We start from the raw sequence: 26,512 nt of genomic DNA, 5'->3' as shown, positions 1-26,512 counted from the left end.
CTGATATGAATAAGTTAATATACACGATAGTTGCATTAATGGCGCTATTACAGACCGCTCAAGCAGAAGACATTGAGCTTTATGTTAAACATAATGTTTCTACCCGTGAGCAACCTCGGGTACTGATGCTGTTCGATACATCAGGCAGTATGGCGTGGGACTCTCAAAATGGTAAGGCGTGTTATGAGCGTTATTCATATCGTGTTTGGAATGGCTGGTACTATGAAACGCGTTATGGCTACCGAGAAACCGAGTGTTTTAATGGCAGTAACTGTTATCAAGCGAACCAATATAATCAAGCGGTTCAGGGCTGCGCGGATAGCCGCCTAAAAGTAGCACAAAATGCAATGCGCAGTTTAGTTAGCGATAATGATGATATTAGATTTGGCCTGTCTCGACTTTATTCTTCGAGTGGGGGTTATATTCTTAATGGGATTGGCAGTAGCCGCAGCGATATTGTTGATAAGATCAACGCATTGCCTGCAAATGGCTCGACACCATTGTCAGAAACGCTTTGGGAGTTATATAACTATCTTAAAGGTGGCGGCGTATACTGGGGCACTAACGGAGGAAACGACAGGGATAAAGGGATTGAACGTGGGAGCAACTATATTTCTGCGTTTACGCCTGTCCGTGGCGAAGAAGAGCGGTGTGATACGTCAATCAACTTAATTTTAATGACGGATGGCGACCCTACCAGCGATACTGATTCTAACACAAGCATCGTTAATGAATATTACTCAGTGTATGGCGCCTACCCTAATTATTTCGACATTAATGAAGGCTCTGGTGTTACCAAAAACTATTTACCAGCTTTAGCCAAAACAATGCGTGGTACATCTCAAGTTAAAGTTGACTTATATCCTTCTACTCCAGATGAACATGACTTTGCGCGAGTCTTTACGATCGGTTTTGGTAACGGTATGTCTAGTACAGGTAAAGAGTTGCTTGCGGAAACTGCTAAGGAAGGAGGGGGGCAATACCTGCACGCCAATACCGCAAATGAACTGTCGGATGTACTCAAAACCACGATTACCAATATCAGAAATGTGAGTGCAAGTTTTAGTTCACCAACGGTATCCGCCAATGCTGAAGATCAAACCCAAACAGGTGATGCACTTTACTACACTCAGTTTAAACCAGAGACACATACTCGCTGGCGTGGCAACCTGAAAAAGCTTAAGTTTGTGGGTACAGAGATAGTAGGTCAGGAACTGACTAAAGCGATAAATGATAAAGGTGCGATTGATAGCAATATCACAACGTATTGGTCGCAAGCGGAATCAAAAGATGGCAACAATATTGAAAAAGGAGGAGTTAACTATGCGCTTGAAAATCAGGTTACTAGAAAAGTACTGTCTGATTTTGGTGGCGGTGATTTAGTTGATTTCACCTATAATAATGCCGAAAGTGCCTATGGTAATTTAACTAAACTTGCCACAGCAATGGAGTTAAGTGGTGCAAGTAAAAGTGAGATACAAAGTATTTTTAATTGGGCGATAGGTCAAGACGTCGACGATGATGATGGTGACGGTTTGAGATCTGAAAGAAGGCCAGACATATTCGCCGATCCATTACACTCAAAGCCTGCAACGGTTGACTATGGCAATGGCGATATTCGCGTGCTCATTGGTACCAACGCCGGCATGCTCCATATGTTTAAAGATCAAGGAAATAGCGTAACTGAAAGCTGGGCATTTATCCCAGGTTCTTTATTACCTATCCTGAATCCAGTCAAAACACGTAAAGCAGAAACGAAACTGTATGGCCTAGATGGACCTATTACTGTGTACTTTCACGATGTGAATAAAAATCGCAAGGTAGAAGCGGGTGATAAGGTTTGGGCCTTTGTGGGAATGCGCCGCGGCGGCAATAAATACTATGGTTTTGATATTACCAATCCAGATTCACCCAAACTATTGTGGGGTGGGCCTATTTCCGGTGATTCAAATAAGTTTAAGAACTTGGGGCAAACGTGGTCCAAGCCTGTGGTGACTTTCATTGAAAAGCAAAAGGATAGACCGGTATTGGTTTTTGCAGCAGGATACAATACCAATAAAGATAATGTTTCACGTAGCGATGATAATGATAAAGGCGTAGGGGTTTACATGGTTGATATCATGTCAAACAATGCTGATATCGTTTGGTCGCTGACTGGTGATGCGTTTAAAGGTAAGCACAGTATTGTTGCGGAGCCAACGTTAACGGACTCAGACTACGATGGCTATATTGACAGAATTTATTTAGCGGATACCGCAGGGAGTATCTGGAGAATTGATATACCCGGTCCAAACCCATCTGATAGTACTGAGCCTTGGACTCATTTTGAGTTGGCACGTTTGGGGAGTAGCTTTGCTGATGAGGATAGACGCTTTTTTTATCGTCCAAATATTGCTCGTACCTTTTATAGTAAGGTAACAGAGACTAGATATAACGGGAATTTGATTAAAGAGCGCAGAGATACACCGTTTGACGCCATTGTTATTGGTAGTGGTAATCGCTCTAAGCCGACAGATTCAAGTGTGACTGACTATCTTTTCATGATTAGGGATATACATACGAAAACGCAATCTTTTGTAAACGATATTCCAGACCCTATATTAATTTCTGATTTAATGGAAATGAAGAGCGATCCGTTTGGGAATGCTGTAGATGATATTGACGACTTTGTTGAACTAGAAGTAGAGCTGGCTAAGTTTAATGGCTGGAAGTATCAATTATCAGGGGGCGAAAAGTCGCTCTCTGGTGCGACTGTTATTGGAGGAGTCGCATATTTTACTTCATTTACACCAGCAGATCAGACAACCCAACAATGCACATTAACAGGTGGTAAAGGGCAGCTTTACATGTTCCATTTACATTATGGCACAGGGAAAACTTACGTGACCTCACAAGACCTACCAGATACGCCGACTCTAGTTGTACGCAAAGATGAAAATGGTAAAAGAGTTCCTTATATTGCAGGCCCTGGGATTATAGCTGATGACAGTAATCCATTTGTGCCGCCAGGGATACCGGGTGAACCAGTGCCAGTGGTAGGCGATGATGACAAGGTTATTATCTTTAAAAATAAAACTTCGGGTATCAGAACAAGACAACTTTACATTTATAAGAGGGAAGATAGCGATGAGAAGAAATAGTACCCTAGACAAAGCAATATCAGGTTTTACCCTGATAGAAGTAATGATAGTGGTGGTGATCATCGGTATTCTCTCTGCGATTGCGTACCCTAATTACACTGAGTATGTGAGAAGAGGGGCAAGGGCTGATGCCATGACTTTGTTACTTGACGCCGCGAATAAGCAAGAGCAGTTTTTTGTTGATAATAGAGTTTACAGCGATAATCTAGCGGCAATCGGTGTAGCGACGGCAACAGAAAATGGTTATTTCAATGTAACACTTGAAAACGTTACTGCAGATACCTTTAGAATCGTTGCAACAGCCGCAGCAGGGCCGGTTCGAGGCGATGAACAGTGCCCAGCTTTAACTATTGATGAACTTGGGGTTCGTGGTGTGACTGGGACAACCAATCAAGACGCTATAGATAGGTGCTGGGAACGTTAATTTTCGGGGGAGTAGTTAACTCCCCTTTGTATTAACACTAACTATCCCCGAGCTTAGGTTATTTAACCTGAGGTTTGGGTAAGGAATGAGCTAATTCATTGTTTTTAATATTACATTAAATTATTTCTTTATCTAGCCAGAAAGTTTTGGGATTAACAAGGCGAATTTACGTACCAATAGCGGGCTATTGGAAGTGAATTCAACGCTGTTAGCGCAAAAACTGGCTGCTAGAAAGGCATTAATTATCCGAAGCTTAGGTTATTTACTTTTGACACTCATCAGTATCTTTTAAAGTGCTTCTCCCTGTGTAGCTAACTGACAGAGACAATCCCACGGTAGAACTTGCGTTACAGTAGACAAAAGTACCGTTATAGAGTCCCGCGAGATGACCAAAGCGGCGAAATATAATGGCGTTTCTTGGGTAGGTGAGCTTGTCCCCTGAGTCTACTGAGTCCACAACCGCTAATTTATAATCATCGCCTGAAAACTCACCTTGAGGGTGGTAGTCGATAAAAACCGTTAACTGAGTGTGCCATTCTTTGTCGTCGCAGCGATTATTTTTCAGGGGGCACAAAGTAACGGTTGCACCGCTTGCAACGGCCTGAATGCGAGCAAAATTAATGGCTCGTCGCAACGCTTCAAGTTTTATTTTTGGTTTATCAAACTGAAATAAAGCCGTAAGACTGGGAAGAGAGAATAAACTGACGATAGTGATAATCGCCAAACACACTAAAGATTCCAATAGGGAAAAACCCATATGACGATGCATATCCTTTGCCTCGTTTTATATTTTCTTTAAGCCTAGTCGTTTATATATTAAAGGCAAGATTGGAACTTTGAGATATTTCGCGCATCAGTACTTTTGTGGCTATCCACAGGTATCTGTTGTATTTCCTCGATATAATGCTGTACCAGCGGTTGAAACACTCAACTGCTGATTGTTGTCGTCACTACCAGGACAATAGGTAAAATTTCCGGCGTTTGAACCACTTAAGAGTCCACTTGAATCAAACCTTAGACGATTGTCACCAGAAAATACCATAGTGTCGTTATCGTCTACGACCTCCATCGTTCTATGGATAGTATCACCATTACTAAATGTGCCATTTTTATCACTATCAACAAACACGCTAATTCTGTTCGTTGCCCAATTATCTTGGCAAGTAAATGCAGTCCTAGCTTGAATATTGGCTGGGGGAGCTGGGCAGAGAATGACAATTTCGTCTGCGGCGGTTGCTTTTACACGAGCAAAAGCGATGTTACGTTGTAATTCTTGTAAGAAGGACTCTGCTCGGTTGCGTTGCAGCAGGTTGCCATCAAAGCTAAATGAAATGGCCAATACGATAGCCAATATAGCGATGGTTATCATCAGTTCTAGTAGATTGAATCCTGCTGATTGTTTCATTACCGCCTCACAATCAAAAAGTAATAATTTATGATTACTATTATTGCGTGAAATCACTTCAACTTTCAATGTCTTTGTTTGCCTTGGGCAAGCGGATTGTCTAAAATCGACGCTATACCAAAGGAATCGAGATAGTCATGAAGAAAATAGAAGCAATAATTAAACCGTTTAAACTTGATGATGTCCGAGAAGCGCTTTCGGATGTGGGGATCACAGGTATGACGGTATGTGAAGTAAAAGGTTTTGGTCGTCAGAAAGGTCATACTGAGTTATATCGCGGTGCTGAATATATGGTAGATTTCTTGCCTAAAGTAAAACTTGATATTGTTACCGCAGATGAAGACGTTGACAGAGCCATTGAAGTTATCCTAAAAACCGCACAAACGGGCAAAATTGGTGATGGTAAAATCTTTGTGACCGATGTTGAGCGCGTGGTTCGGATCCGTACAGGTGAAGAGGACGAAGAAGCGATTTAATGCGCTGTTAAGTCAAATGCTTACCTTTTAAGGCTGCTTACCTTCTATTATGGGCAGCCTAATTCCTTCCTTATTACAACTACAATCAAATAAAATATGCTGACGGCTGACGGCTGACGGCTGACGGCTGACGGCTGACGGCTAATGTCTATGTACAGAAAACAAGTATTTTTTACTGCTGTAGAATGCTTGAAGGCGAGTGTTGGTGGGAGAGAAGTCACGACATCGGTGATATCGTGACTTAACAGTGTATTTATTTGTTACGTGCGTTAACCGATTTGGCTTTTTTCACATTATCCGCAAGGTCTGGCAGGCCGAGTTTGCGGTAGCTTTTTTCCATAATGTCAAAAGCTTGGGTAAGATAACTACTTTGAGAGTAGTGTTCTACTACATATTTACCACGGTTTGCTGCGGCAAGATATGCTTCACGCTCGAAGTAATATTCAGCGACTCTTAGTTCGTAACGAGCCATTTTGTTTAGTAGCCAAACTAAACGTTTTTTCGCCTCTGGTGCATACGGACTGTTTGGGTAGTTTTTAACTAACGTGGTTAAATCCTGAAAAGCAACACGGGTACGATTGGCATCGCGGTCGGCTCTGTCTACACCAAAATATTCTTGGAATGCGTTTTCGTCGGCTTTAATACTTACCAAACCTCGCATGTAGTACATGTAGTCTAGGTCTTTATGATTTGGATTTAAGCGAATAAAACGATCAATAGTGGCAAGTGCTTGGTCAGTGTTACCTGTTTGATAATATGCGTAGACTAAGTCCATTTGAACTTGTCTTGCATAAGGGCCAAACGGGTAACGAGCATTAATCGCACTCAATAATTCAATGGCGCGGGCATATAAACCGGAATCTAATGTTTGTTTAGCATCTTCATAAAGCGCTTGGGCGGATTTGTTTGGTACGCGTTCAATATCTTCTTGTTCTGGTGCGGATGAACAGGCTGCCAAACCCAAAACAGACGCGGCTAACGCCAGCCTAAAGGCGTGTGTCCTTAAGTTTTTAATCATTTTATTTTACTACCTTTGTTTTCTTCGGCTAGGCCAACTCGGCAAAACCGAGTAAACTATGCATTAATACGATTCTAACCCAGTCGAGCACGGCTTGCACTGGTAAATTAGGTAAAGTTTCAGATGTCAGAGCAAATTTCCCTCCAAGCGGAGGTTCCAGTCGAACTCGGTGGTAAACGTCTAGACCAAATATTGGCGCAATTGTTCCCGGATTTTTCTCGTTCAAGAATAAAAACTTGGATCCTTGAAGATAAAGTCACCGTAGATGGTGAAGTATTCAACACCCCTCGTGAAAAGTTACTTGGTGGTGAAAGTGTCGCTATCGAGACGGTTATCGAAGCACAACGTGAATACGAAGCGCAAGATATAGAGTTAGACATTGTTTACGAAGATGATGACATTCTTGTGATAAACAAGCCGATGGGGCTGGTGGTTCACCCCGGTGCCGGTAACCCAGATGGCACTGTGTTAAATGCTCTGCTGCACCATCACCCAGAAATCATTAACGTGCCTCGTGCTGGTATCGTGCACCGTCTAGATAAAGACACTACCGGTCTAATGGTCGTGGCGAAAACTATTCAAGCACAAACGCACTTGGTGAAGAATCTACAAGCGCGTGAAAACTTCACACGTGAATACGAAGCTGTTTGTAATGGCACGATGACCGCAGGTGGCATGATTGAAAAGCCAATCGGTCGTCACGCAACTAAGCGTACACATATGGCAGTACATGAGATGGGCAAGCCTGCTATCACTCATTACCGTGTTGCTGAAAAGTTTCGAGCACACACGCGCCTTCGCCTGCGCCTAGAAACCGGTAGAACGCACCAAATTCGTGTACATATGGCGTATTTGAATCACCCGCTAATTGGCGATCAGCTCTATGGCGGCCGTCCTCGTCCACCAAGAAATGCGACTCAAGGATTAACCGAACAATTAAGAGAGTTTAAACGTCAGGCATTGCATGCTATAAAACTGAGTATCGCTCACCCTATTACTGGCGAGAAGATGACATGGGAAGCGCCTGTGCCTGAAGATATGATTAAACTGGTGGCAGCGCTTAGAGAAGATACCAAAGAAAACCCGGATTTAACGTTATAAGATGCAACTTGCTCAGTGGCCATTAACCCAATTCGTTGGGACATTATCAACAACGCGTAAGGGCGGTGTTTCAGCACCGCCGTATGATAGCTTTAATCTAGCCTTTCATGTTGGCGATAATGCCGAACAGGTAGCCGAAAACCGTCGAATTTTACATGGCTATGTGGCCAACCCGATTGTATGGCTTGAGCAAGTACATGGCGCAGAAGTGGTGGTGGTCGACGAGCAGTTTGAAATCGCGCAGGTCCATCAAGCCGATGCCTTATACACTCGCTTGCGCCAAACGCCACTGGCTATTATGACGGCAGACTGCTTACCCATTCTGCTTGCATCAAAAGATGGTGCAGAGGTGGCCGCTATCCATGGTGGTTGGAAGCCTCTTGCTGCTGGAATTATCTCGCAAACACTGGCTAAGTTTACCTGTGCACCTGAAGAGATCTGTGTATGGTTTGGCCCAGCGATTGGGCCTAGTGCATTCGAGGTGGGCGAAGACGTAGTACAGGCTTTTGAGGCGCAACGAAATACGGCATTTGTTGCCAAAAAAGACGGTAAATATCTTGCGGATATTTTCGAGCTTGCACAGTCGTTATTGCGCGAACAAGGTGTAGAGGATTTTTACGGCGATAAACACTGTACAGTAACTATGTCCGAGCAGTATTTTTCTTATCGTAGAGACAAAACAACGGGCCGTATGGCAACTTTGATTTGGCGCAAATAATCAGGGTAAATTATTACTTTTACGCTTGATCTTCGTTCAGTTAATACCCATAAATAAGGTAATTCGATATTTTATATGGGTAAATAAATCATGCGTTTAGATAGATTTACAAGCAAATTCCAAGCTGCGCTTTCCGATGCGCAGTCATTAGCGCTTGGGCGCGATCACCAATTTATTGAACCTGTTCATTTAATGTATGCTTTGCTCCAACAGAGCGGCTCAAGTGTGCGCGCATTATTAGCACAAGCAGGTGTGAGCGCCGACGAGCTTAATACTAAGTTGTCACAAGCCATTGAAAAGCTATTTAAAGTAGAAGGCGTAGGTGGTGATGTACAGCTTTCAAATAACCTTATTTCGCTGATCAATCTGTGTGATAAATATGCACAAAAGCGTAAAGACAAATATATCTCCAGCGAGTTGTTTGTTTTTGCTGCGTGCGAAGATAAAGGCCCATTAGGCGAGATTTTCAAAGCGCTTAACATCACCCAACCAAAGATTGAGCAAGCCATTAAGGCTATTCGAGGGGGTCAAAAAGTGGATGACCCTAATGCCGAAGACACTCGCCAAGCTCTTGAGAAATTTACTATCGATCTCACTGAGCGTGCCGAGCAAGGCAAGCTTGATCCGGTTATTGGCCGTGACGACGAAATCCGCCGCACTATTCAAGTGCTACAGCGCCGTACTAAAAACAACCCTGTACTTATCGGTGAACCGGGCGTTGGTAAAACCGCCATCGTTGAGGGGCTCGCGCAGCGTATTATCAACGGTGAAGTTCCAGAAGGCTTGAAAAGTAAGCGCGTACTATCGCTAGATATGGGCGCATTGGTGGCTGGAGCCAAATACCGTGGTGAATTTGAAGAGCGCCTAAAGTCGGTATTAAACGAGCTGGCTAAAGAAGAAGGCCAAGTTATTCTCTTTATTGACGAAATCCATACTATGGTAGGGGCGGGCAAAACCGACGGTGCAATGGATGCGGGCAACATGCTAAAACCCGCACTAGCTCGTGGTGAGCTTCACTGTGTAGGGGCGACCACACTCGATGAGTATCGTCAGTATATTGAAAAGGACGCGGCACTTGAGCGTCGTTTCCAAAAAGTATTTGTTGCAGAGCCAACCGTAGAGGATACCATCGCTATCCTGCGTGGCTTAAAAGAGCGTTACGAGTTGCACCACTCAGTGGATATTACCGATCCTGCGATTGTCGCTGCGGCTAATTTATCACATCGTTATATTTCAGACAGGCAGCTTCCAGATAAAGCTATCGATTTGATAGACGAAGCAGGGTCTTCAATTCGACTGCAAATTGACTCAAAGCCGGAGCAATTAGACAGACTAGAGCGCCGTATTATCCAACTAAAATTGGAAGATAACGCGCTGGCAAAAGAGAAAGACGAAGCGAGTCAAAAGCGTCGCACTGAGATGCAAACGCTCATTAATGAATTAGAAGCTGAGTATCGAGAGCTTGATGAAGTGTGGAATGCCGAAAAAGCCTCACTACAAGGCACACAAGTGATTAAGGCTGAGCTTGAGCAAGCGCGTTTAGATCTAGAAGTCGCGCGTCGAGCAAGTGATTTGCAACGTATGTCCGAACTACAATACGGTCGGATCCCTGAGCTTGAACGAAAACTAGACCTTGCTTCTCAGGCTGAAATGCAGGAAATGAGCCTTTTAAAAAATCAGGTTGGTGAAGATGAAATTGCAGAAATTTTATCTCGTTGGACTGGGATCCCGGTCGCAAAAATGCTTCAAGGTGAGCGTGAAAAGTTACTGCAAATGGAAGACGAGCTTCATAAAAAAGTGATTGGTCAAGACGAAGCCGTTAATGCGGTTGCCAACGCTATCCGTCGCTCACGAGCCGGGCTTGCAGACCCAAATCGCCCAATTGGTTCGTTCTTGTTCTTAGGTCCAACGGGGGTTGGTAAAACGGAGCTGACCAAAGCGTTAGCCAACTTTATGTTTGATACGGAAGATGCCATGGTGCGCATTGATATGTCCGAGTTTATGGAAAAACACTCAGTTGCGCGCTTGGTTGGTGCACCTCCTGGTTATGTCGGCTACGAAGAAGGCGGCTATTTGACAGAAGCGGTAAGGCGTCGCCCTTATTCTGTGATTTTACTTGATGAAGTGGAAAAAGCGCATCCAGATGTATTTAACATCTTATTGCAGGTCTTGGACGATGGTCGCTTGACCGATGGTCAAGGTCGCACGGTTGATTTTAAAAATGCAGTGATCATCATGACCTCGAACTTAGGGTCGGATGTCATTCAAGAGCAAGCAGGAAATAACGACTACGCAGCACTCAAGGAGCGTGTTATGGCCGTGCTCGCTAGTCAGTTTAGACCTGAATTTATTAACCGTATTGATGAAACCGTGGTGTTCCACCCGCTTATCAATGAACATATTAAAGAAATTGCGAGTATCCAATTAGACAGATTGAGTAAACGCTTAACTGAAAAAGGCTTTGCGCTTGAGCTCAGTGACGCCGCGCTTGATAAAATCGCTGCAAGTGGATTTGATCCTGTATATGGTGCGCGTCCTTTAAAACGAGCCGTGCAACAATACATTGAAAACCCGTTGGCGCAGGACTTGTTACAAGGTAAGTTTGTGACTGGCGATACCATTAAAGTCGAGGTGGTTGACGACCAAATCGTATTTAATCACTAATATAGCTTAACGCGCTTACAGCCATGCTGTAAGCGCGTTTTTCCTTCCCATACTGTAAATTTCTTCAAACTCCTTACCCTTTCGCGTATTCTACAAAGATAACAAACTGTCTTCTAAGAAAGCCGCATATGATAAATAAGTCAACCACTTACGGTATCTACGAATTTGGTGATAGCAACCAGCTGTGTAGCACCATCATTTCTTTGCCAGCGCTTACTTCAGGCCAAGTGCGCATAAAAGTAAACAGTACCAGCATAAATCCTATTGAAGTGAAAACCAGACAAGGCCTTGGTTATGTTGCAGCGCAAAAAAGCGCAGATGCCTTTTTGCCGCTCGGATACGATCTGTATGGTGAGGTGGTTGAGGTTTATGGCCCAGATAGCCAGTTTAAAGTAGGCGACCTTGTCATCGGTATGGTTGGATTTGCAAGTAACCCCGGGACCTATAGTGACTATACAATGGCGCTTGAGTCAGAGCTCATCAAGGTTTCTTTGCAAGAAAATCCAGATATTGCAGGTCTTTGTCTTGCGGGTCTTACGGCAAAACAAGCGTTAGATAAATTTTCGAATCATAATCGTCCACTATATGTATTGGCACCAACTGGTGGTGTGGGGCATTTAGCAATTCAACTAGCGCAGCTCCAAGGGCGAAAAGTCATTGCTGTCTCGACCCGTCCTGAGCACGAATTGTTGTCGAAGCTCAAGGTAACGGCAATAAGTTATGACAAATTTTATCAGCACCAAGTTGAGTGCGATTTACTGGACTTAATTGGTGGCGATATTGCATTACAGTGTGTCGACTCGATGAAGCCGAATTCGCACCTAGTGACTATTCCCAGCGTCACCAAAGAAATGGTCTGTGAGCGAGCTACGATAAGGGGTGTAAGGGCTGAGGGGATGCTGGTTGCGAGTAATTTAGACGATCTTAAATATTTGTATCAGGCGTATCAAGCTGGCAAAATCAGCATAAATGTAAGTCATTACTTTGCTATGGCGGATATTGCGCAGGCTCATCACTGTATGGAAAGTGGTAAGCATGTTGGCAAAGTTATTATTAAGGCCTAAGTGTACTAAAAGTAGCCATATTTAAATTGATTGCTCGGTTTAAATCACTCATTTAATGAATACACTTGGTATAATTTGGTTTCGACCCCATAAACTTGAAATTGGCCTGTAGGTTCGAGGAAGAATTTTTGAAACAATTAGACTTAAACACTAAGCTGGACTTATTGTCTGACGGCGCGCATCGCGGCGTTTTCAAAGGTATCAAAAGAGGTATCGAACGTGAGGCATTGCGGATCCAAGGGTCGGGAAAAATAGCGAAAACACCGCATCCAGAAAAGACGGGCCACGCACTGACCAATGGTCATATCACCACTGATTTTTCTGAGTCACTACTCGAATTTATCACTCCAGTGAGTGAAGACCCACAAGAGACATTAGCGCAACTTTCTGATCTACAGAAGTTTACTTTGGCTAACATGGGTGATGAGTTACTGTGGCCTTTGTCGATGCCATGCTTTATTGAGGACGAAGAAGATATCGTCCTAGCGCAGTTTGGCACTTCTAATATCGGCAAAATGAAAACCCTATATCGTGAAGGGCTAAAAAACCGTTACGGCAGCATGATGCAGGCCATTGCGGGTGTGCACTTCAATATTTCGTTTCCAGAGACCGTATGGCAAAGCCTGCAAGTGATGTCTGAAGATGATAACCCTCAACAATCATTTATCTCCCAGCAGTATTTAGGCCTTATTCGTAATTTCAAGCGTGAAATGTGGCTGATAAGCTACCTGTTTGGCGCATCTCCTGCGCTTTGTCCGTCATTTTTGCAAGGCAAAAAGAGCGACTTGCCATTTAGTAAGCTAGAAAATGGCTCCATCTACCTTGAATATGGCACGGCGCTTAGACTGGGTGATTTAGGTTATACCAATAGCGCACAAAGCTCGCTTAAGGTGATGTATAACGATCTGGATGAGTATATTGCGGGCTTGCGACAAGCCATTCGTTGTCGCTCCGACTTATATCATGAAATTCCAGACTATCGAGCAGCAGAGCCAAAACAGCTGAATCGCAACATTTTACAAATTGAAAATGAGTTCTACTCGCCAATTAGACCAAAGCGCAATGCCAAGTCTGGTGAAACGCCGACTCAGGCACTTGAACGTGGTGGTATCGAATATATCGAAATTCGTGCGCTGGATGTTAACCCATTCGAGCATACTGGTGTCAGTCTTGAGCAAATCCACTTCCTTGATGTGTTCTTAACCTATTGTTTGTTAAAGCCAAGCCCTGAGCTTTCGTTTGAAGCGCAGAAGCTCGCTGGTAAGAATTTACATCAGGTGGTTAACCAAGGTCGCTGCACAGCACTTGAACTGAGTAAAGCGGGTGAGCCTGTGAGTGTGAAGCAGTGGGGCACAGAGATTTTTACAGACTTACTCAAAGTCGCAAAAATGTTAGATGCGAGTACCGAAAAATCAGTCTACGTGGCAACAGTGGAAAAATTAATGTTGTCAATTGAAGCACCTGCACTTACTTTTTCTGGGCAGTTGCTATCTCAACTGAAGAGTCGTACCTTAGAACAAGGCTCAATGGGCATTGAACTTGCGAAAAAATATAAGCAACTTCATCAAGATATCAAATACGGCTATTACGATGAAGATACGCTGAAGTCATTTGCACGTCAGTCTTTCGAAGATGAGGCTGCGGTTAGAGCTGCTGATACGGTAGACTTCACGGCTTTCCTTGACGATTATTTTTCAAGGGCATAATGCACAAGGCATAAAAAAGCGCAGCCATAAGGCTGCGCAAATAAATTTCAGGGATGAAACAATGCTAAACTGCTGCATTCATAAGTTCAGACCAATGCAAATTGTAAAAGTTCATTAGGTTTCGAAAAAAATGCAAAAAAAATTAATTTTAATTAGCCTCGTCGCTGTTTTATCCGGATGTGCTACTGCACCACCTAAACAACCTCATGATATTTGTAAGATTTTTGAGGAAAAAGAAGATTGGTATTATGACGCTCGTGATGCTCAAGAAAAATGGGGGTCACCAAAGCATGTACTAATGAGCATGATGTATCAAGAAAGTTCTTTTCGGCATGATGCGGCTCCTCCTATGGAATATTTCCTGTGGTTTATTCCTGTTGGCAGAGTTAGCTCTGCTTATGGCTACTCTCAAGCCAAAACCCCGACCTGGTCTGATTATATTCGTGAAACTGGAAACTCAGGTGCAGATCGCGATGACTTTGAAGACGCCATCGACTTTATGGCTTGGTTCGTATACAAGACTCACAAGGTAAACGGCGTGTCTAAATGGGACGCTTACGCACAATACCTCAATTATCATGAAGGCTGGGGCGGTTATCGTCGTGGTACGTATAAAAATAAGAAATGGTTAATGCAAGTCGCAAATAAGGTAAAGCATCGTGCTGCGCGCTATGCCGTTCAACTTAAACGCTGTGAAGATGATTTAGATAAGAACTGGTTCGAGAGAATTTTTTCTTGAGTAAACCGCGGTGTTACTTTCAACACCGCAATTGAGTTTAGCTTTTACTTGCTTAAGAGCTGGAAGAAATTTTCACCATCTTGATCATGTTTTCTTTGATCTCAATGACTTCCATCTTATAACCAGAAATCGTTAAGCCAAGAGGCGCATCTGGAATATCCTCAAGGTGCTCTACAATCAGACCACTGAGGGTTTTAGGACCTTCGGTAGGTAAGTCCCAACTCATTTCTTTATTTAAGTCACGCACGTTTACACTGCCGTCAACCATAACTGAGCCATCACGCTGCATGTTTACGTCTTCGCTCGGCGCACGCGTCTGCGTAGTGGTAAAGTCACCTACGACTTCTTCAAGAATATCTTCGAGCGTAACCAGACCTTGAATGTCACCATACTCATCAACAACAAGACCAATGCGCTCTTTGGCTTCTTGGAATTTGATCAGCTGTGTATTGAGCGAGGTATTCTCTGGTACATAGTAAATCTCTCTTACCGCACGCAGTAGTGACGGCTTATCAAACTGCTCTTTTGTCAGTAGGCGTAGCGCATCACGAGCGTGAATAAAACCAACCGCATCATCAATTTGGTCACGGTAAAGTAGCACTCGGGTGTGCTGCGCATTCGTGAGCTGGCGAGCAATATCTTTCCACTCGTCATTGATATCTATCGCATTGATCTCACTGCGTGGGATCATAATGTCTTCCACGGTCACGTGATCCAAGTCTAAGATAGAAGTGAGCATGTTTTGGTGGTTAGAGGGCAGCATAGCGCTTGACTCATTTACCACGGTTTTTAATTCTTCTTTACTTAGGCTATGCTCTTCAATCTCTTGTGGTGTGATCCCGACTAAACGTAACATACCATTGGTGATCCAGTTGGTCGCAACAACCAAAGGAAACAAGACCTTCAACAATACTTTGAGGATAACAGAGCTTGGGAACGCGACTTTCTCAGGGTATAAAGCTGCGAGAGTCTTAGGTGTGACTTCAGCGAAGATAAGGACCACGAGTGTGAGGCCAAAAGTAGCTACTGCGATACCCATATCGCCATACAGGCGCAGTCCAATGATGGTAGCAACTTGTGCAGCGGCAATATTGACGAGGTTATTTCCGATCAGGATCAGACCAATCAGTCTATCAGGACGGTTAAGGAGGTTACTTACACGCTTCGCACCACGGTGATTCTCTTTTTCAAGATGGCGTAGACGAATACGGTTGATTGACATGATACCGGTTTCTGAACTAGAAAAATAAGCCGACATCAAAATGAGCACGCCGAGTATGATAAACAAGGCGCTGGTCGATATGTCTTCCAACAGTGGATCCCTTTTTTACTTACGAAAGAGTATTAAGCGTTAGTGAGTTACGATAGTCAAGTTAAAGTTTAAAACCTGCCTAAAATCACTTCTTGTATAAAGCGACTACCAAAGTAACCTAAAGTCACGATGCCAGAAGCCGCTATGATTGAAATCACCACAGACTTACCGCGCCAGCCGAACTGCTTATGCCCAAAGGCGACGACGACATAAATAAGCCATGCAACGATAGATAAAATGGTTTTGTGAATAGTCTCTTTGGCGAACATACCGTCTAAAAAGTAAAAACCGGATGCCAATGCCAGTGTTAATAAACCTGTGCCTACAAATAACAGCTGATAAAGTTGCCTTTCCACTTGCATAAGTGGCGGTAGATGGCTGGTCATAATCGCCAAATCCCGTTGTTTTAAGCGTTTATCAATAAACATAAATTGAATGGCGTAGAGTGTGGCGATGATAAGTACACAGTAAGCCAACAAAGAAAGTGAAATATGTAAAACGAGACCAACATCTATGTTTATTGTATGCATAATAATATGGTGTGGAATGAATAGGCTTGCTAATAACAAAATAGCGGCGAAACCATACACCACGGGCAGCAATAATGTTGCAGGGAAGCGTAAAGATACGGTCGTTACAGAAACAACGATAACCCAACAGGTTAACAAGGCAACGTTGACGGTACTGAGATCTTGTCCTTGATGCGTAAACACTGAATTCACCAACACTAGCATATGAGTCAAAATGGCGACGGTGCTTAATATTAAGGTTTTCTTTTGATCTGGACCTTGTTTGTCAAATAAGCGCGATAAAACATGGCTGGTGGCCATGATGTAAAAGAGACAGGCGATTAATGACAAGCTAATAATCAACATAAAAATAAGTGCCTAATTTTTGCTTTCCTTTTTTAGCTATTGTATTTAAAGCCTATCCACTTGCATAGGGTTTTATCTCAATCCGTTAACTTATTCTTATTTTCGTTCAGCGAAAGCGTAAAAAGCAGAACAATCGGCTTGAATACTGTATTAGTGGCTCGCATATCAGTATAATGCCCGACAATTTCGAGATTTTGGAACCGATACATGTTTGAAAACCTCCAAGAGCGTTTAGGAAAAACGCTTAAAAACATCAGTGGCCGTGGCCGACTAACTGAAGACAATATTAAAGAAACACTCCGTGAAGTACGCATGGCATTGCTTGAGGCTGACGTTGCCTTGCCAGTTGTGCGCGACTTTGTAAAACAAGTAAAAGAACGCGCGGTTGGTGTAGAAGTCACAAAGAGTCTGAGCCCAGGCCAGGTTTTCATCAAGATTGTTCGTGAAGAACTTGAAAAGTCGATGGGTGAGGCCAACGAAGAGCTGAACCTAAACGCGCAGCCGCCAGCTGTCGTGATGATGGCAGGTCTTCAAGGTGCGGGTAAAACCACCAGTGTTGGTAAGCTGGCTAAATTCCTTAAAGAGCGCAAAAAGAAATCTGTGTTGGTGGTGAGTGCTGACGTGTATCGTCCAGCGGCTATCAAACAGCTTGAAACGTTAGCAGCAGAGGTTGACGTAGAGTTCTTCCCCAGTGATATTTCACAAAAGCCGGTAGATATCGCAACGGGTGCTATTTCTCACGCGAAGAAAAAGTTCATTGATGTGGTACTTGTGGATACCGCAGGTCGTTTGCACGTAGATGCAGACATGATGGATGAAATCAAAGATTTACACGCGGCGATTAACCCAATTGAAACCTTATTTGTTGTTGACTCAATGACAGGTCAGGATGCTGCAAATACAGCAAAAGCGTTCGATGAAGCGCTGCCACTCAGCGGTGTTATCTTAACTAAAACGGATGGTGATGCGCGCGGTGGTGCGGCACTGTCTATTCGCCATATTACTGGTAAGCCCATTAAGTTTATCGGTGTGGGTGAAAGAACGGATGCCTTAGAGCCATTCCACCCAGACCGTGTTGCATCTCGAATTCTAGGTATGGGCGATGTACTGTCGCTTATTGAAGAAGTCGAAATGAAAGTCGATAAAGACAAAGCCCAAAAAGTGGCTGAGAAAGTCTTTAAAGGCGATGGTTTTACACTGGAAGATTTTGCTGAACAGCTGCGCCAGATGAAAAACATGGGCGGTATGATGTCGATGATGGAAAAGCTGCCTGGTATGTCGAACTTGCCGGATGCAGTAAAAGGTCAAGTAAACGACAAGACCTTTAACCAAATGGAAGCCATCATAAGCTCAATGACGCCAAAAGAGCGTGCACGTCCTGAAATCATCAAAGGCTCGCGTAAAAAGCGTATCGCTGCGGGTTCTGGTACGCAAGTACAAGACATTAATAAGTTGCTGAAGCAATTTACCCAAATGCAGAAGATGATGAAAAAGATGAAAGGCAAAGGCGGCATGATGAAAATGATGAAGAACATGAAAGGCATGATGCCACCGGGCATGTTCGGTGGCGGTGGGCCTAAGTTCTAAATCAAACAAAAATGTCCCGTCCTAAAATTAGTTGACGGTTTTTAGAGGCCAGTGATTTTGTCATTGGCCTTTTCAACTTGCTCTCGACTATGGTTGATGTAAAACTATGCTGTAGTCTCTGTGAGGTCGTTTAACTCCCCCTTTTTTGTCTTTCTAACATACTTAATGTAAGTACCAAATATTTTTGACACTCTTCAGTCGTTGGACTAGCCTCAATCTGTCGCTTTAGCTCAGCTAGCCATCGAGCCATAATGAGTGGCGTTCAGTGGCATAGCGTTGCCACCCGTGAGTTTCTTTCTACATTTATAAAGCAGACCGACAGCGGCGGCAAGTAGTGTTGACTTACACTGCGTATTACGACAACAGCGATTGTCGATAGTGAGTATTCTAAAAGTCTATCGTTTTATGTGTGCGCTTGTGGTCTATCACTACAAGGAGCAAGTCATGTCAAATCAACCAACAGATATTGAAAAACTCGTTTTTGCCGTGGAGATATTCGCAAATGCTGGTTCTAAAAATCCAGGCGGCAGCGATGAGTCTCTGTACCACACCATCTCCAACTCATTAAAAGAAATACCATTTATTGATGTCGACATAGTATGGGGACCTCATGCTCAAATGATGCCCAATGGTGAAGCATTTAACACGATGTATGTTGCACGGGTGGGTGGAACTGACCAATACATAGTAGCAATAGCAGGTACTAATGGAAAATCATTATTTGATTGGATTTTCCAAGACTTTAATGTTGCCATCACAACCCCTTGGATTTTTGCTCCCAATGTTAAAGGGGCCGAAATTTCAGCGGCTACGGCATTAGGTTTAGCGATGCTGAATGTTATGATCCCGCAGGGGAATGTCCCAGGAAGCGGTATCCCTTTGATGCACTTTTTACGCGATACGGCTAAGTCGCCTTGTGGCATTACGGTCGCGGGGCATAGCAAAGGTGGTGCGCTTGCTCCCACTGTCGCCTTGATGCTGCGAGATCTGCAAGGTAAAGCACTACTGTGGGATCCGGCGTGTAACGCCACTGTCAAAACCATGGGTACGGCTGGCCCAACAGCGGGCAACGATGTCTTTGCCGCTCATTCTAATCAGCAGCTTCCAAATGGCAGCCTATCAGACGATAAAGCGGTGAGTGTGCGCTTTGCAAATAGTTTAGATATCGTTCCTCATGCGTGGGCTGAAAGTAGCTTGGAGGAGATTAAGACAATTTATGGAAGTGAAATTTCAAGCCGGATTGTTGATGGTTTAATTGATTTTGCAAAAGAACTTGCCAATCGCACAAACTACACGCAACTAGCACCAAGTGACCCTCCATTTGAAGGACAGCTCAATACCAGTATCATTAGTTCAGAGAATTCTGACTTTGTGAATTTCTTACAGCAAGCTGCGTATCAACATGTAAACAGCTATCTAGAGTACTTCCAAATCCCCATATCTGCGCAGCAAGCCGGGCTACAGCATCTGCTCAGTGAACCCGCAATTGGAGAGCAGCTCAAGCAAACGATAGAGAGTATGGGGGAACGAGTTCACGGTAAGCTTGAGGTTGAAGCAACGTCGTCTACATTACCTTTATTAGGAGATGTTAGCACGGCTGAAGGGCAGCAGAAGGCGATAAAAACTTTGATCGCAGAAATGGATAAGCTACAGCAACCAATGGAATAACTGAATTCGTTTCTACGCCACATTTTAGTCTATTATCAAGGTGCTCAAGGGCGACAATTGCGTCGCTGTTGGGCATTTATCTAATTCAAACTTGCATTGCGCTGAAAAATGCGTAAAATGCCCGAGCTTCCCGTAATGGGAAGTACAAACTTATTAATGAAAACAGTCAATCTATGTAGAGGACGGTATGGTAACTATTCGTTTGCAACGTGGCGGCGCTAAAAAGCGTCCATTCTATCAAATCGTGGTTGCGGATAGCCGTTTCTCGCGTGACGGTCGTTTCATCGAGAAAGTAGGTTTCTTTAACCCGATCGCAGCAGGTCAGGAAGAAAAAGTACGTTTAGATCTATCTCGTGTTGATCACTGGGTAGGTCAAGGCGCATCTCTTTCAGATCGCGTTGCGAAGCTGGTTAAAGACGCTCGTAAAGCGGCTTAATAGGCGTAAGTGTAACCATGAGTCAAAGTAAAACCTCGACAATCGTTGTTGGTAAGCTTGGTGCTCCTTATGGCATCAAGGGTTGGCTTAAGGTGCATTCATTTACTGACGATCCCCAAGGGATCTTCGATTTCAGCCCATGGTTGATAGGGCAACAAGGTAAATGGCAAAACCTTGAAGTGAGCGACTGGCGTCGTCACAACAAGGGATATATCGCTAAATTTGCACAGGTAAACGACAGAGACGAAGCAGTGGCTTATACCAATGCTGAAATCGCTGTTTATGCTGAGCAGCTTCCTGAATTACCTGAAGGGGAGTTTTATTGGCGAGATCTCATCGGCATGTCAGTAGTAACCGATAAAGGCTACGACTTAGGCATAGTTGATGACTTGATGGAGACTGGTTCAAATGACGTTTTGGTTGTGAAAGCAAACAAAAAAGATGCATTTGGCCAATCGGAAAGATTAATTCCATTCTTAACAGACTCTGTTATTTTGGATATTAATCATGACGAGAGAAAGATTACGGTAGATTGGGATCCAGCGTTTTAATGAGCGATCAGCAAAAGCTATGGGTTGGAGTGGTTTCACTTTTTCCTGACATGTTTGATGCGATAACTCAGCAAGGCGTAACGGGTCGAGCTGTGAAAAACGGCTTGATTGAGTTAAATTGTTGGAACCCGAGAGACTACACCACTGATAAACACAGAACTGTGGATGATCGCCCTTATGGTGGTGGCCCGGGAATGTTGATGATGGTTGAGCCTCTTAAAAAGGCCATTCTTGATGCCAAAGCGGCAGCAGGAGATGGCGCTAAAGTAATTTATATGTCCCCTCAAGGGCGAAAGCTAGATCAACAAGGTGCGACTGAATTGGCGCAATCTGAAAAGTTGATTTTAGTAGCGGGTCGTTATGAAGGTATTGATGAGCGGATCATCGAGTCTTATATAGACGAAGAGTGGTCCATCGGCGATTTTATACTGAGTGGTGGTGAGTTACCTGCCATGACATTAATCGATGCAGTAGCTCGATTAGTGCCAGGTGTGTTAGGTCACAACCAATCAGCAGAACAAGATTCATTTTCGGATGGCTTGTTGGATTGTCCTCATTATACTCGGCCGGAAACATTGGATGATAAACAGGTGCCTGCTGTATTACTCAGCGGAAACCACCAAGAAATAGCCAAATGGCGCTTAAAGCAGTCTTTGGGTAGAACTTGGCAACGTCGTCCTGACTTGTTGCGTAACCTAGCTCTGACTGAGGAGCAGGCGGCATTACTTGCTGAATTTCAGCAAGAGAATGGCCAAGCTTGTGGCTAGAAGACAGTTACACCTAGGAATGTGAGAAATAAAATGGCAAAAGTAAACCAAAATATTATTAAAGAGCTTGAAGCTGAACAGCTTAAGCAAGACGTACCTGCGTTCGGCGCTGGTGATACAGTAGTTGTACAGGTACGCGTAAAAGAAGGTAACAAAGAGCGTCTACAGGCCTTTGAAGGTGTTGTAATCGCTAAGCGTAACCGTGGTCTACACTCATCTTTCACTGTTCGTAAGATTTCAAGCGGTGAAGGTGTTGAGCGTGTATTCCAAACGCACAGCCCTCTTATCAGCAGCGTAGCAGTTAAGCGTCGTGGTGCGGTTCGTCGTGCTAAGCTTTACTACCTACGTGAGCGCTCTGGTAAATCTGCACGTATTAAAGAGAAACTTAACTAATACGTCGCATTTATCAAATGCAGATAAAACAGGCCGCTTTATGCGGCCTGTTTTGGTTTTATCCCTCTCATTATTTCCATTCTGTGAATACTCACTGACATATCAGGCGTCTTGTCACGATATTTTCATGGTTGCTTACTTTTAAAGCGGCGCACTTCTTGTTAGACTCGGTGTACTATTTAATTTACTACTGTATATATAAGTTTACATCATGAATGGGGCTAACGATTTAGAAGCAATACGCGTTGCAATAGATGATTGCGATAGCGAGCTTGTCGCGCTACTTGCAAAGCGCAAAGCATTGACCGAGCAGGTTGGAAAAATAAAACAGCAAAAGGGCGCACCGCTACATGTGCCGAAGCGCGAAGCTGAGCTGATCAAAGCCCGGCGCGCAGAAGCTGATGCCAAAGGGGTAAACCCTGATTTAGTCGAAGATATTCTGCGTCGTATGATGCGAGAAGCCTACGAAAACCAGCAAAGTGAACTCGCCTGTGCTGCACCAAAAATGTCGCCGGTCGTTATTGTCGGTGGCCAAGGCGCCATGGGTAAACTGTTTGCGAAACAGTTTAGACGCTCAGGCTACGAAGTACGCATTTTAGACAAAGACAATCAATCACAGGCTACTGAGCTACTGAGTGATGCTAAGTTAGTATTGGTGAGCGTTCCTATCAATGCCTTTGAGCAGGTTGTTAATGCGCTACCTACGCTGCCTGATGACTGTATTCTTGCTGATATTACCTCTGTGAAGCAAGCCCCGCTCAAAGTACTAATGAACAAGCACAACGGCCCTGTAGTCGGTCTACACCCTATGTTTGGTCCAGATATATCTCATTGGGTTAAGCAAACTGTTGTGGTGTGCGAAGGACGTATGCCAAAGCAATGTGAAGGATTAATCAAGCAACTAAAGATCTGGGGCAGCCAGTTGGTACCGATGGACGCTAAAAAACACGACCAATCCATGCAGATCATTCAGGTAATGCGCCATTTAACCACGTTTGTGTATGGTCAGTTTTTATCTAAGCAATGCCATTCACTAAAAGACCTAAGAAGCTGCTCATCGCCTATCTACCAATTAGAGCTGATGATGGTGGGACGGCTGTTTGCACAATCCCCAGAACTTTATTCAGACATTATGCTTGCGCAATTTAACGATGTAGAAGGCTTATTGGCAAGCTATCAAGATACCTTTGAGCAGACATTAACTAAGCTACAACAAGGCGATAAAGAAGGCCTAATGCAGTCTTTTTCAGAGGCCAAACATTATTTCTCAGAGAGCGCGAAACACTTCCTATCACAAAGCCGAGGCCTGCTTAACAAAGCCAATGACGCGAAAGTGTTGGATTATGAGGAAAGTATTTAGCGCCAAGTTATGCCTCCTACATCACAGTGCGAATAGCGTTGTGGGAGTGGCTTTACGCCACGATTTTACGTAGGTCGCCATTTATGGCGCAAATAACACCCGTGACTATCTGCATCAATGCTGATAATGCAGCTCCAAGTTTAAGGTGGGTGTCAGCGATTTCGTACTGTACTTGGCGACATGCTCACTGAGTATCAATTGCTCCGACTCGCAGAGTGGCTCACCTTCAGTAAGCTTACTGCTTATCCAATTACCTTTAAACAACTTGTGCCACCGTATCACAATCGCTTCATCCGACAGGCGCTTAGCCTTTTTATCATCAACATATAAAACAATGTTGGTGTGATTACTCATCACGGCATAAGCACAGACATCAATACAAAACACGGAGCCCAACATCAGGAGCTTTTCTTCAACCCAATCCCGGCGGTGTTCGTATGATTTTCCGGTAAATTTATCTTCACCGCACAGAAACGCACGCCTTACACAGCGGGAGATACAGTGGTAGTATTTGGTGTCGGTTAAACTGATTTGTCTTTTACGGGCAGTTGCCGTAGTTTAGTTTCCTCAATCCTTTGAGTGCAGAACTAAAGCTTAGGCGGCATCTTTGGAGGGTGCAAATTAGTGGTGGGTGTCTGGCTTAAACTATGGTTTAAATCTAGTCAATGGATGGGATGCCCAAAGCTTGGCTGGCGCTCGTTCCTCACTTATTTTAGCCAAGCATTATCCGCCCCATAACCGGGCGTATGTTTACAAGGATAGCTTACAGTGAAAAGTCAAATGCGCTTGATTAAGAATGCGATGGAGTATCTACCTCTTGAGAACATAATTGACGTGGGAAAAGGAACTCGTGGTATCTACGTTCTTTACAAACGGAGGGGCTTCAGAAATGATCCCGCCCATCATTATGATGTTGTTTATGTCGGGATGGCCAGAAGCAGCATAAAAAATAGATTAGAATCACATTTAAAAAGTAAAGATGGTTTATGGTCTCACTTCTCAGCATTTGAAGTATGGGACAATATTACAAACATTGAAATTGAGGAACTCGAAGGTTTATTCAGGCATCTCTATCGTTTTGACAGTAATGCGAATGTGTTAAATGTACAACGGGCATATCAGCCATTAAGTGCGGTTGTCGCTAGTGAGTGGTTGTAAATATAACAAACGCCTGTTAGGCGTGCGTTAGTGGCAAAAAGGTAGGTATGATGAAAGTTGGTAGAAATGAACCTTGTTGCAAATTAGTGGTAGGTGTCTGGTTTAAATCTTCAGGTTTAAATATCGCGGCCCAGTTCAACAAGCGACTATGCGTACTGCGTACGCATAAATACTAAAGCGCTAGGCGAAAATGGAGAAGCTATTGAACCCAGGATACGTATACATATTAATTAATGAGTCCATGCCTGGATTGATAAAAATAGGGAAGACACGAAGAGATAGTCGTTCAAGGGCTAGAGAGTTGTATAAAACGGGAGTTCCAACCCCTTATCAAGTCGCATTTGAGTTATTTTGTGATAACCATGTTCGAACTGAGAGTGAAATCCACGATCGACTTTCAGATTTTCGCATAAACAGTAATCGAGAGTTTTTTAGGTACCCTTTGGATAAAGCAATTAGTCTCCTACAAAGCATGGGCAATAGCTCATTCGAAGAGGATACCTTTGCAGCAATAGATATTACCAAAGACTTAATGTCAAAATATTCTCATTGGATGAAAACAGATGTTGTCTCAGTTCGCATAGTTCAACTTCTGGATCGGGTTTGGCTGGAAATAACGCAGGAAAAAGAGATTGCAGGGTATCTGGTGGATCAAATAGTCACCCGTACAGACTTGGGGTTTATTACCGATGGTAAAGGAGAGAAGGATCTGTATTTCTCCCCAGGTAATCCAATCTCAAAAAACGCAGAGAAGTTCATCAATGAATTTGACCCGTACTCTATCATAAATACAACTGACCTATTTCATGATGAGGGAGCAAATGAAGTTAACGAAAAGTATAATCCGCACCGCGCCTAACAAAGTGCTCAATTTGATCTCCTCTGCGACGCTTGTTTTGCGGTTTAACGCTACGCTACCACAAAACAAAAGCGTCCGTTTTGGCAAATTAGCACGGCGTTACCGCCCCGACTCTTAGCACCGCAACAACAATCAGGTTTGATTAACCCTAAAGCTCAAACCTGACAGTGACTATTAGCTATTTCAGATAAACATATTCCCGCTTGTTACTCACTCAGTATCTTATCTAAATTCGCTTTTGAGCGGGCGACGCTTTCTAGTGGTGTTAGGCCGCTTGGGTATTCTTCTTGTTCGATGACCAGCCACTGTGTGCCGCCGTGTTGCTGCATGGTTTGGATGAGCGCTTTCCAAGGGTAGTGGTTTTCGCCGATGATTGGGCTTTTGTCATCTCCTTGGTGAGTACGTATTTTGATATGTGTCGATACGGTTCTTCCTGTATATCGCTTAACGTAATCGCTGGGTGATTTACCTGCGTAAATCACCCAGCCGACATCGAGCTGCAGTGGAAAATCGCTAGGGGTGTTGGTGGCGATATAATCCCAAAACGTGCTATTAGCGTATGGGTTAAATTCTTTTTCATGATTATGAAATCCGATCCTCATATCATAACGTTTGGCAATTTGATGCACTTGGTTAAGCTGTTTTACAAATGCTTGCACTTGGTTTTTATCCCATGCTCTTTCATCCCAAGGAATAAAGAGCGTGGATACGCCTAAGGTTTTGTAAAAGAGTAGGGTGCTTGCTAGTTTTTCTTCAGTTAATGCATCAAAGCCGATGTGGGCGCTGCTCGTAACTAATCCGAGTTCGGCTAACCTTTGTTTTAATTTACTTGGGTTATCGGCATAGTTGCCAAAGTTTCCCGCAAATTCAACGCCTTCAAAGCCCATGTTGGCGAGTGCTTGCAAGGTGCCGTCGAAGTCTCTTGTTAATTCCTCTTTTACCGACCACAGTTGAACGCTAACGGGCAAAGGTTGAAGGGAAGGCTGTGCATTCAGTGGCGAGATAAAAATTAAAGCAATGAACAGCATTACTTGCTTTAATCGGTTGGTGTTTTCAACAAACATGATCTACTCCAAAAGAAAAAGCAGAGC

24 protein-coding genes and 1 pseudogene are annotated in these 26,512 nt (G+C 43.8%); 18 read left to right on the top strand and 7 right to left on the bottom strand.

Annotation, left to right across the window (positions count from 1 at the left end; translation table 11 throughout):
• Positions 1 to 5 precede the first annotated feature (5 nt).
• Both A587_RS0101640 and A587_RS0101635 read left to right on the top strand, forming a co-directional pair.
• A complete protein-coding gene (locus tag A587_RS0101640; protein ID WP_026000854.1) occupies positions 6 to 3,140 on the top strand; it encodes a pilus assembly protein in 3,135 nt (1,044 codons plus the stop codon).
• Entirely contained in the window at positions 3,127 to 3,564 is a 438-nt protein-coding gene (locus A587_RS0101635; protein ID WP_017216176.1) for a type IV pilin protein, read from the top strand. The genes A587_RS0101640 and A587_RS0101635 overlap by 14 nt, the downstream gene beginning before the upstream one ends.
• A 262-nt stretch (positions 3,565 to 3,826) precedes the next feature.
• Here A587_RS0101635 and A587_RS0101630 read toward each other — a convergent pair whose 3' ends face one another.
• Both A587_RS0101630 and A587_RS0101625 read right to left on the bottom strand, forming a co-directional pair.
• Positions 3,827 to 4,333, bottom strand: a complete 507-nt coding sequence (locus A587_RS0101630; protein ID WP_232288004.1) for a GspH/FimT family pseudopilin — start codon at positions 4,331 to 4,333, stop codon at positions 3,827 to 3,829.
• Between the two features lie 99 nt (positions 4,334 to 4,432).
• The gene (locus tag A587_RS0101625) at positions 4,433 to 4,969 is read right to left on the bottom strand and encodes a GspH/FimT family pseudopilin (RefSeq protein WP_223193559.1); all 537 of its coding nucleotides are present in this window, start codon (positions 4,967 to 4,969) and stop codon (positions 4,433 to 4,435) included.
• 137 nt (positions 4,970 to 5,106) lie between these two features.
• On the opposite strand from A587_RS0101625, the gene glnB reads away from it, so the two are divergent.
• Positions 5,107 to 5,445 (top strand): nitrogen regulatory protein P-II, encoded by a 339-nt coding sequence (glnB, locus tag A587_RS0101620; protein ID WP_010371023.1) that lies wholly within the window; start codon positions 5,107 to 5,109, stop codon positions 5,443 to 5,445.
• Between the two features lie 253 nt (positions 5,446 to 5,698).
• Here glnB and A587_RS0101615 read toward each other — a convergent pair whose 3' ends face one another.
• Positions 5,699 to 6,463: an outer membrane protein assembly factor BamD gene (locus A587_RS0101615; RefSeq protein WP_017216173.1), complete on the bottom strand. Its 765-nt coding sequence runs from the start codon at positions 6,461 to 6,463 to the stop codon at positions 5,699 to 5,701.
• 123 nt (positions 6,464 to 6,586) lie between these two features.
• On the opposite strand from A587_RS0101615, the gene rluD reads away from it, so the two are divergent.
• From rluD to A587_RS0101585, 6 genes are all read left to right on the top strand, one after another.
• Complete coding sequence (gene rluD / locus A587_RS0101610) at positions 6,587 to 7,564, top strand: 23S rRNA pseudouridine(1911/1915/1917) synthase RluD (protein WP_010371027.1); 978 nt, start codon at positions 6,587 to 6,589, stop codon at positions 7,562 to 7,564.
• A 1-nt stretch (position 7,565) separates the two neighbouring features.
• Positions 7,566 to 8,282, top strand: a complete 717-nt coding sequence (gene pgeF / locus A587_RS0101605; RefSeq protein WP_017216172.1) for a peptidoglycan editing factor PgeF — start codon at positions 7,566 to 7,568, stop codon at positions 8,280 to 8,282.
• 90 nt (positions 8,283 to 8,372) lie between these two features.
• A complete protein-coding gene (gene clpB / locus A587_RS0101600) occupies positions 8,373 to 10,946 on the top strand; it encodes an ATP-dependent chaperone ClpB (protein ID WP_017216171.1) in 2,574 nt (857 codons plus the stop codon).
• A gap of 128 nt (positions 10,947 to 11,074) precedes the next feature.
• A complete protein-coding gene (locus A587_RS0101595; protein ID WP_017216170.1) occupies positions 11,075 to 12,010 on the top strand; it encodes an NADP-dependent oxidoreductase in 936 nt (311 codons plus the stop codon).
• 128 nt (positions 12,011 to 12,138) lie between these two features.
• Entirely contained in the window at positions 12,139 to 13,716 is a 1,578-nt protein-coding gene (gene gshA, locus A587_RS0101590; protein WP_017216169.1) for a glutamate--cysteine ligase, read from the top strand.
• Positions 13,717 to 13,846: 130 nt separating this feature from the next.
• Positions 13,847 to 14,455 (top strand): transglycosylase SLT domain-containing protein, encoded by a 609-nt coding sequence (locus A587_RS0101585; protein ID WP_010606683.1) that lies wholly within the window; start codon positions 13,847 to 13,849, stop codon positions 14,453 to 14,455.
• 52 nt (positions 14,456 to 14,507) lie between these two features.
• Here the strand turns inward: A587_RS0101585 and A587_RS0101580 are convergent, their stop codons facing one another.
• Positions 14,508 to 15,767 carry an HlyC/CorC family transporter gene (locus A587_RS0101580; RefSeq protein ID WP_017216168.1) on the bottom strand — a complete coding sequence of 420 codons (1,260 nt, stop codon included), beginning with the start codon at positions 15,765 to 15,767 and terminating at the stop codon, positions 14,508 to 14,510.
• A 68-nt stretch (positions 15,768 to 15,835) separates the two neighbouring features.
• Positions 15,836 to 16,642: a cytochrome C assembly family protein gene (locus tag A587_RS0101575; protein ID WP_017216167.1), complete on the bottom strand. Its 807-nt coding sequence runs from the start codon at positions 16,640 to 16,642 to the stop codon at positions 15,836 to 15,838.
• Between the two features lie 207 nt (positions 16,643 to 16,849).
• Here A587_RS0101575 and ffh point away from each other — a divergent pair, with 207 nt between their 5' ends.
• From ffh to tyrA, 7 genes are all read left to right on the top strand, one after another.
• Complete coding sequence (gene ffh / locus A587_RS0101565) at positions 16,850 to 18,229, top strand: signal recognition particle protein (protein WP_010371045.1); 1,380 nt, start codon at positions 16,850 to 16,852, stop codon at positions 18,227 to 18,229.
• Positions 18,230 to 18,673: 444 nt separating this feature from the next.
• Positions 18,674 to 19,897 (top strand): lipase family protein, encoded by a 1,224-nt coding sequence (locus A587_RS0101560; RefSeq protein ID WP_017216165.1) that lies wholly within the window; start codon positions 18,674 to 18,676, stop codon positions 19,895 to 19,897.
• A gap of 187 nt (positions 19,898 to 20,084) precedes the next feature.
• Positions 20,085 to 20,333 carry a 30S ribosomal protein S16 gene (gene rpsP, locus A587_RS0101555; RefSeq protein WP_017216164.1) on the top strand — a complete coding sequence of 83 codons (249 nt, stop codon included), beginning with the start codon at positions 20,085 to 20,087 and terminating at the stop codon, positions 20,331 to 20,333.
• A gap of 17 nt (positions 20,334 to 20,350) precedes the next feature.
• Entirely contained in the window at positions 20,351 to 20,884 is a 534-nt protein-coding gene (gene rimM / locus A587_RS0101550) for a ribosome maturation factor RimM (protein WP_010606688.1), read from the top strand.
• Positions 20,884 to 21,651: a tRNA (guanosine(37)-N1)-methyltransferase TrmD gene (trmD, locus tag A587_RS0101545; RefSeq protein ID WP_017216163.1), complete on the top strand. Its 768-nt coding sequence runs from the start codon at positions 20,884 to 20,886 to the stop codon at positions 21,649 to 21,651. Before rimM ends, trmD begins: the two co-directional genes overlap by 1 nt.
• A gap of 33 nt (positions 21,652 to 21,684) precedes the next feature.
• A complete protein-coding gene (rplS, locus tag A587_RS0101540) occupies positions 21,685 to 22,044 on the top strand; it encodes a 50S ribosomal protein L19 (RefSeq protein WP_017216162.1) in 360 nt (119 codons plus the stop codon).
• 211 nt (positions 22,045 to 22,255) lie between these two features.
• Positions 22,256 to 23,404: a bifunctional chorismate mutase/prephenate dehydrogenase gene (tyrA, locus tag A587_RS0101535; protein WP_017216161.1), complete on the top strand. Its 1,149-nt coding sequence runs from the start codon at positions 22,256 to 22,258 to the stop codon at positions 23,402 to 23,404.
• A 168-nt stretch (positions 23,405 to 23,572) separates the two neighbouring features.
• Here tyrA and A587_RS23780 read toward each other — a convergent pair.
• Positions 23,573 to 23,935 (bottom strand): annotated as a pseudogene (locus tag A587_RS23780) (transposase); the annotation flags it as partial.
• A 237-nt stretch (positions 23,936 to 24,172) separates the two neighbouring features.
• Here A587_RS23780 and A587_RS0101525 point away from each other — a divergent pair.
• Positions 24,173 to 24,562, top strand: coding sequence for a GIY-YIG nuclease family protein (locus A587_RS0101525; protein ID WP_017216159.1), 390 nt, complete (start codon positions 24,173 to 24,175; stop codon positions 24,560 to 24,562).
• A gap of 190 nt (positions 24,563 to 24,752) precedes the next feature.
• Entirely contained in the window at positions 24,753 to 25,421 is a 669-nt protein-coding gene (locus A587_RS25335; protein ID WP_017216158.1) for a GIY-YIG nuclease family protein, read from the top strand.
• A gap of 206 nt (positions 25,422 to 25,627) precedes the next feature.
• Here the strand turns inward: A587_RS25335 and A587_RS0101515 are convergent, their stop codons facing one another.
• Complete coding sequence (locus A587_RS0101515; RefSeq protein WP_017216157.1) at positions 25,628 to 26,485, bottom strand: sugar phosphate isomerase/epimerase family protein; 858 nt, start codon at positions 26,483 to 26,485, stop codon at positions 25,628 to 25,630.
• Positions 26,486 to 26,512 lie beyond the last annotated feature (27 nt).

Origin of the sequence: Pseudoalteromonas sp. NJ631 (genome assembly GCF_000276645.1) — a bacterium.
GTDB lineage: Bacteria > Pseudomonadota > Gammaproteobacteria > Enterobacterales > Alteromonadaceae > Pseudoalteromonas > Pseudoalteromonas piscicida.
Note: the sequence above shows the minus strand (reverse complement) of the source record. Positions and strands in the feature narration are given on the sequence as shown.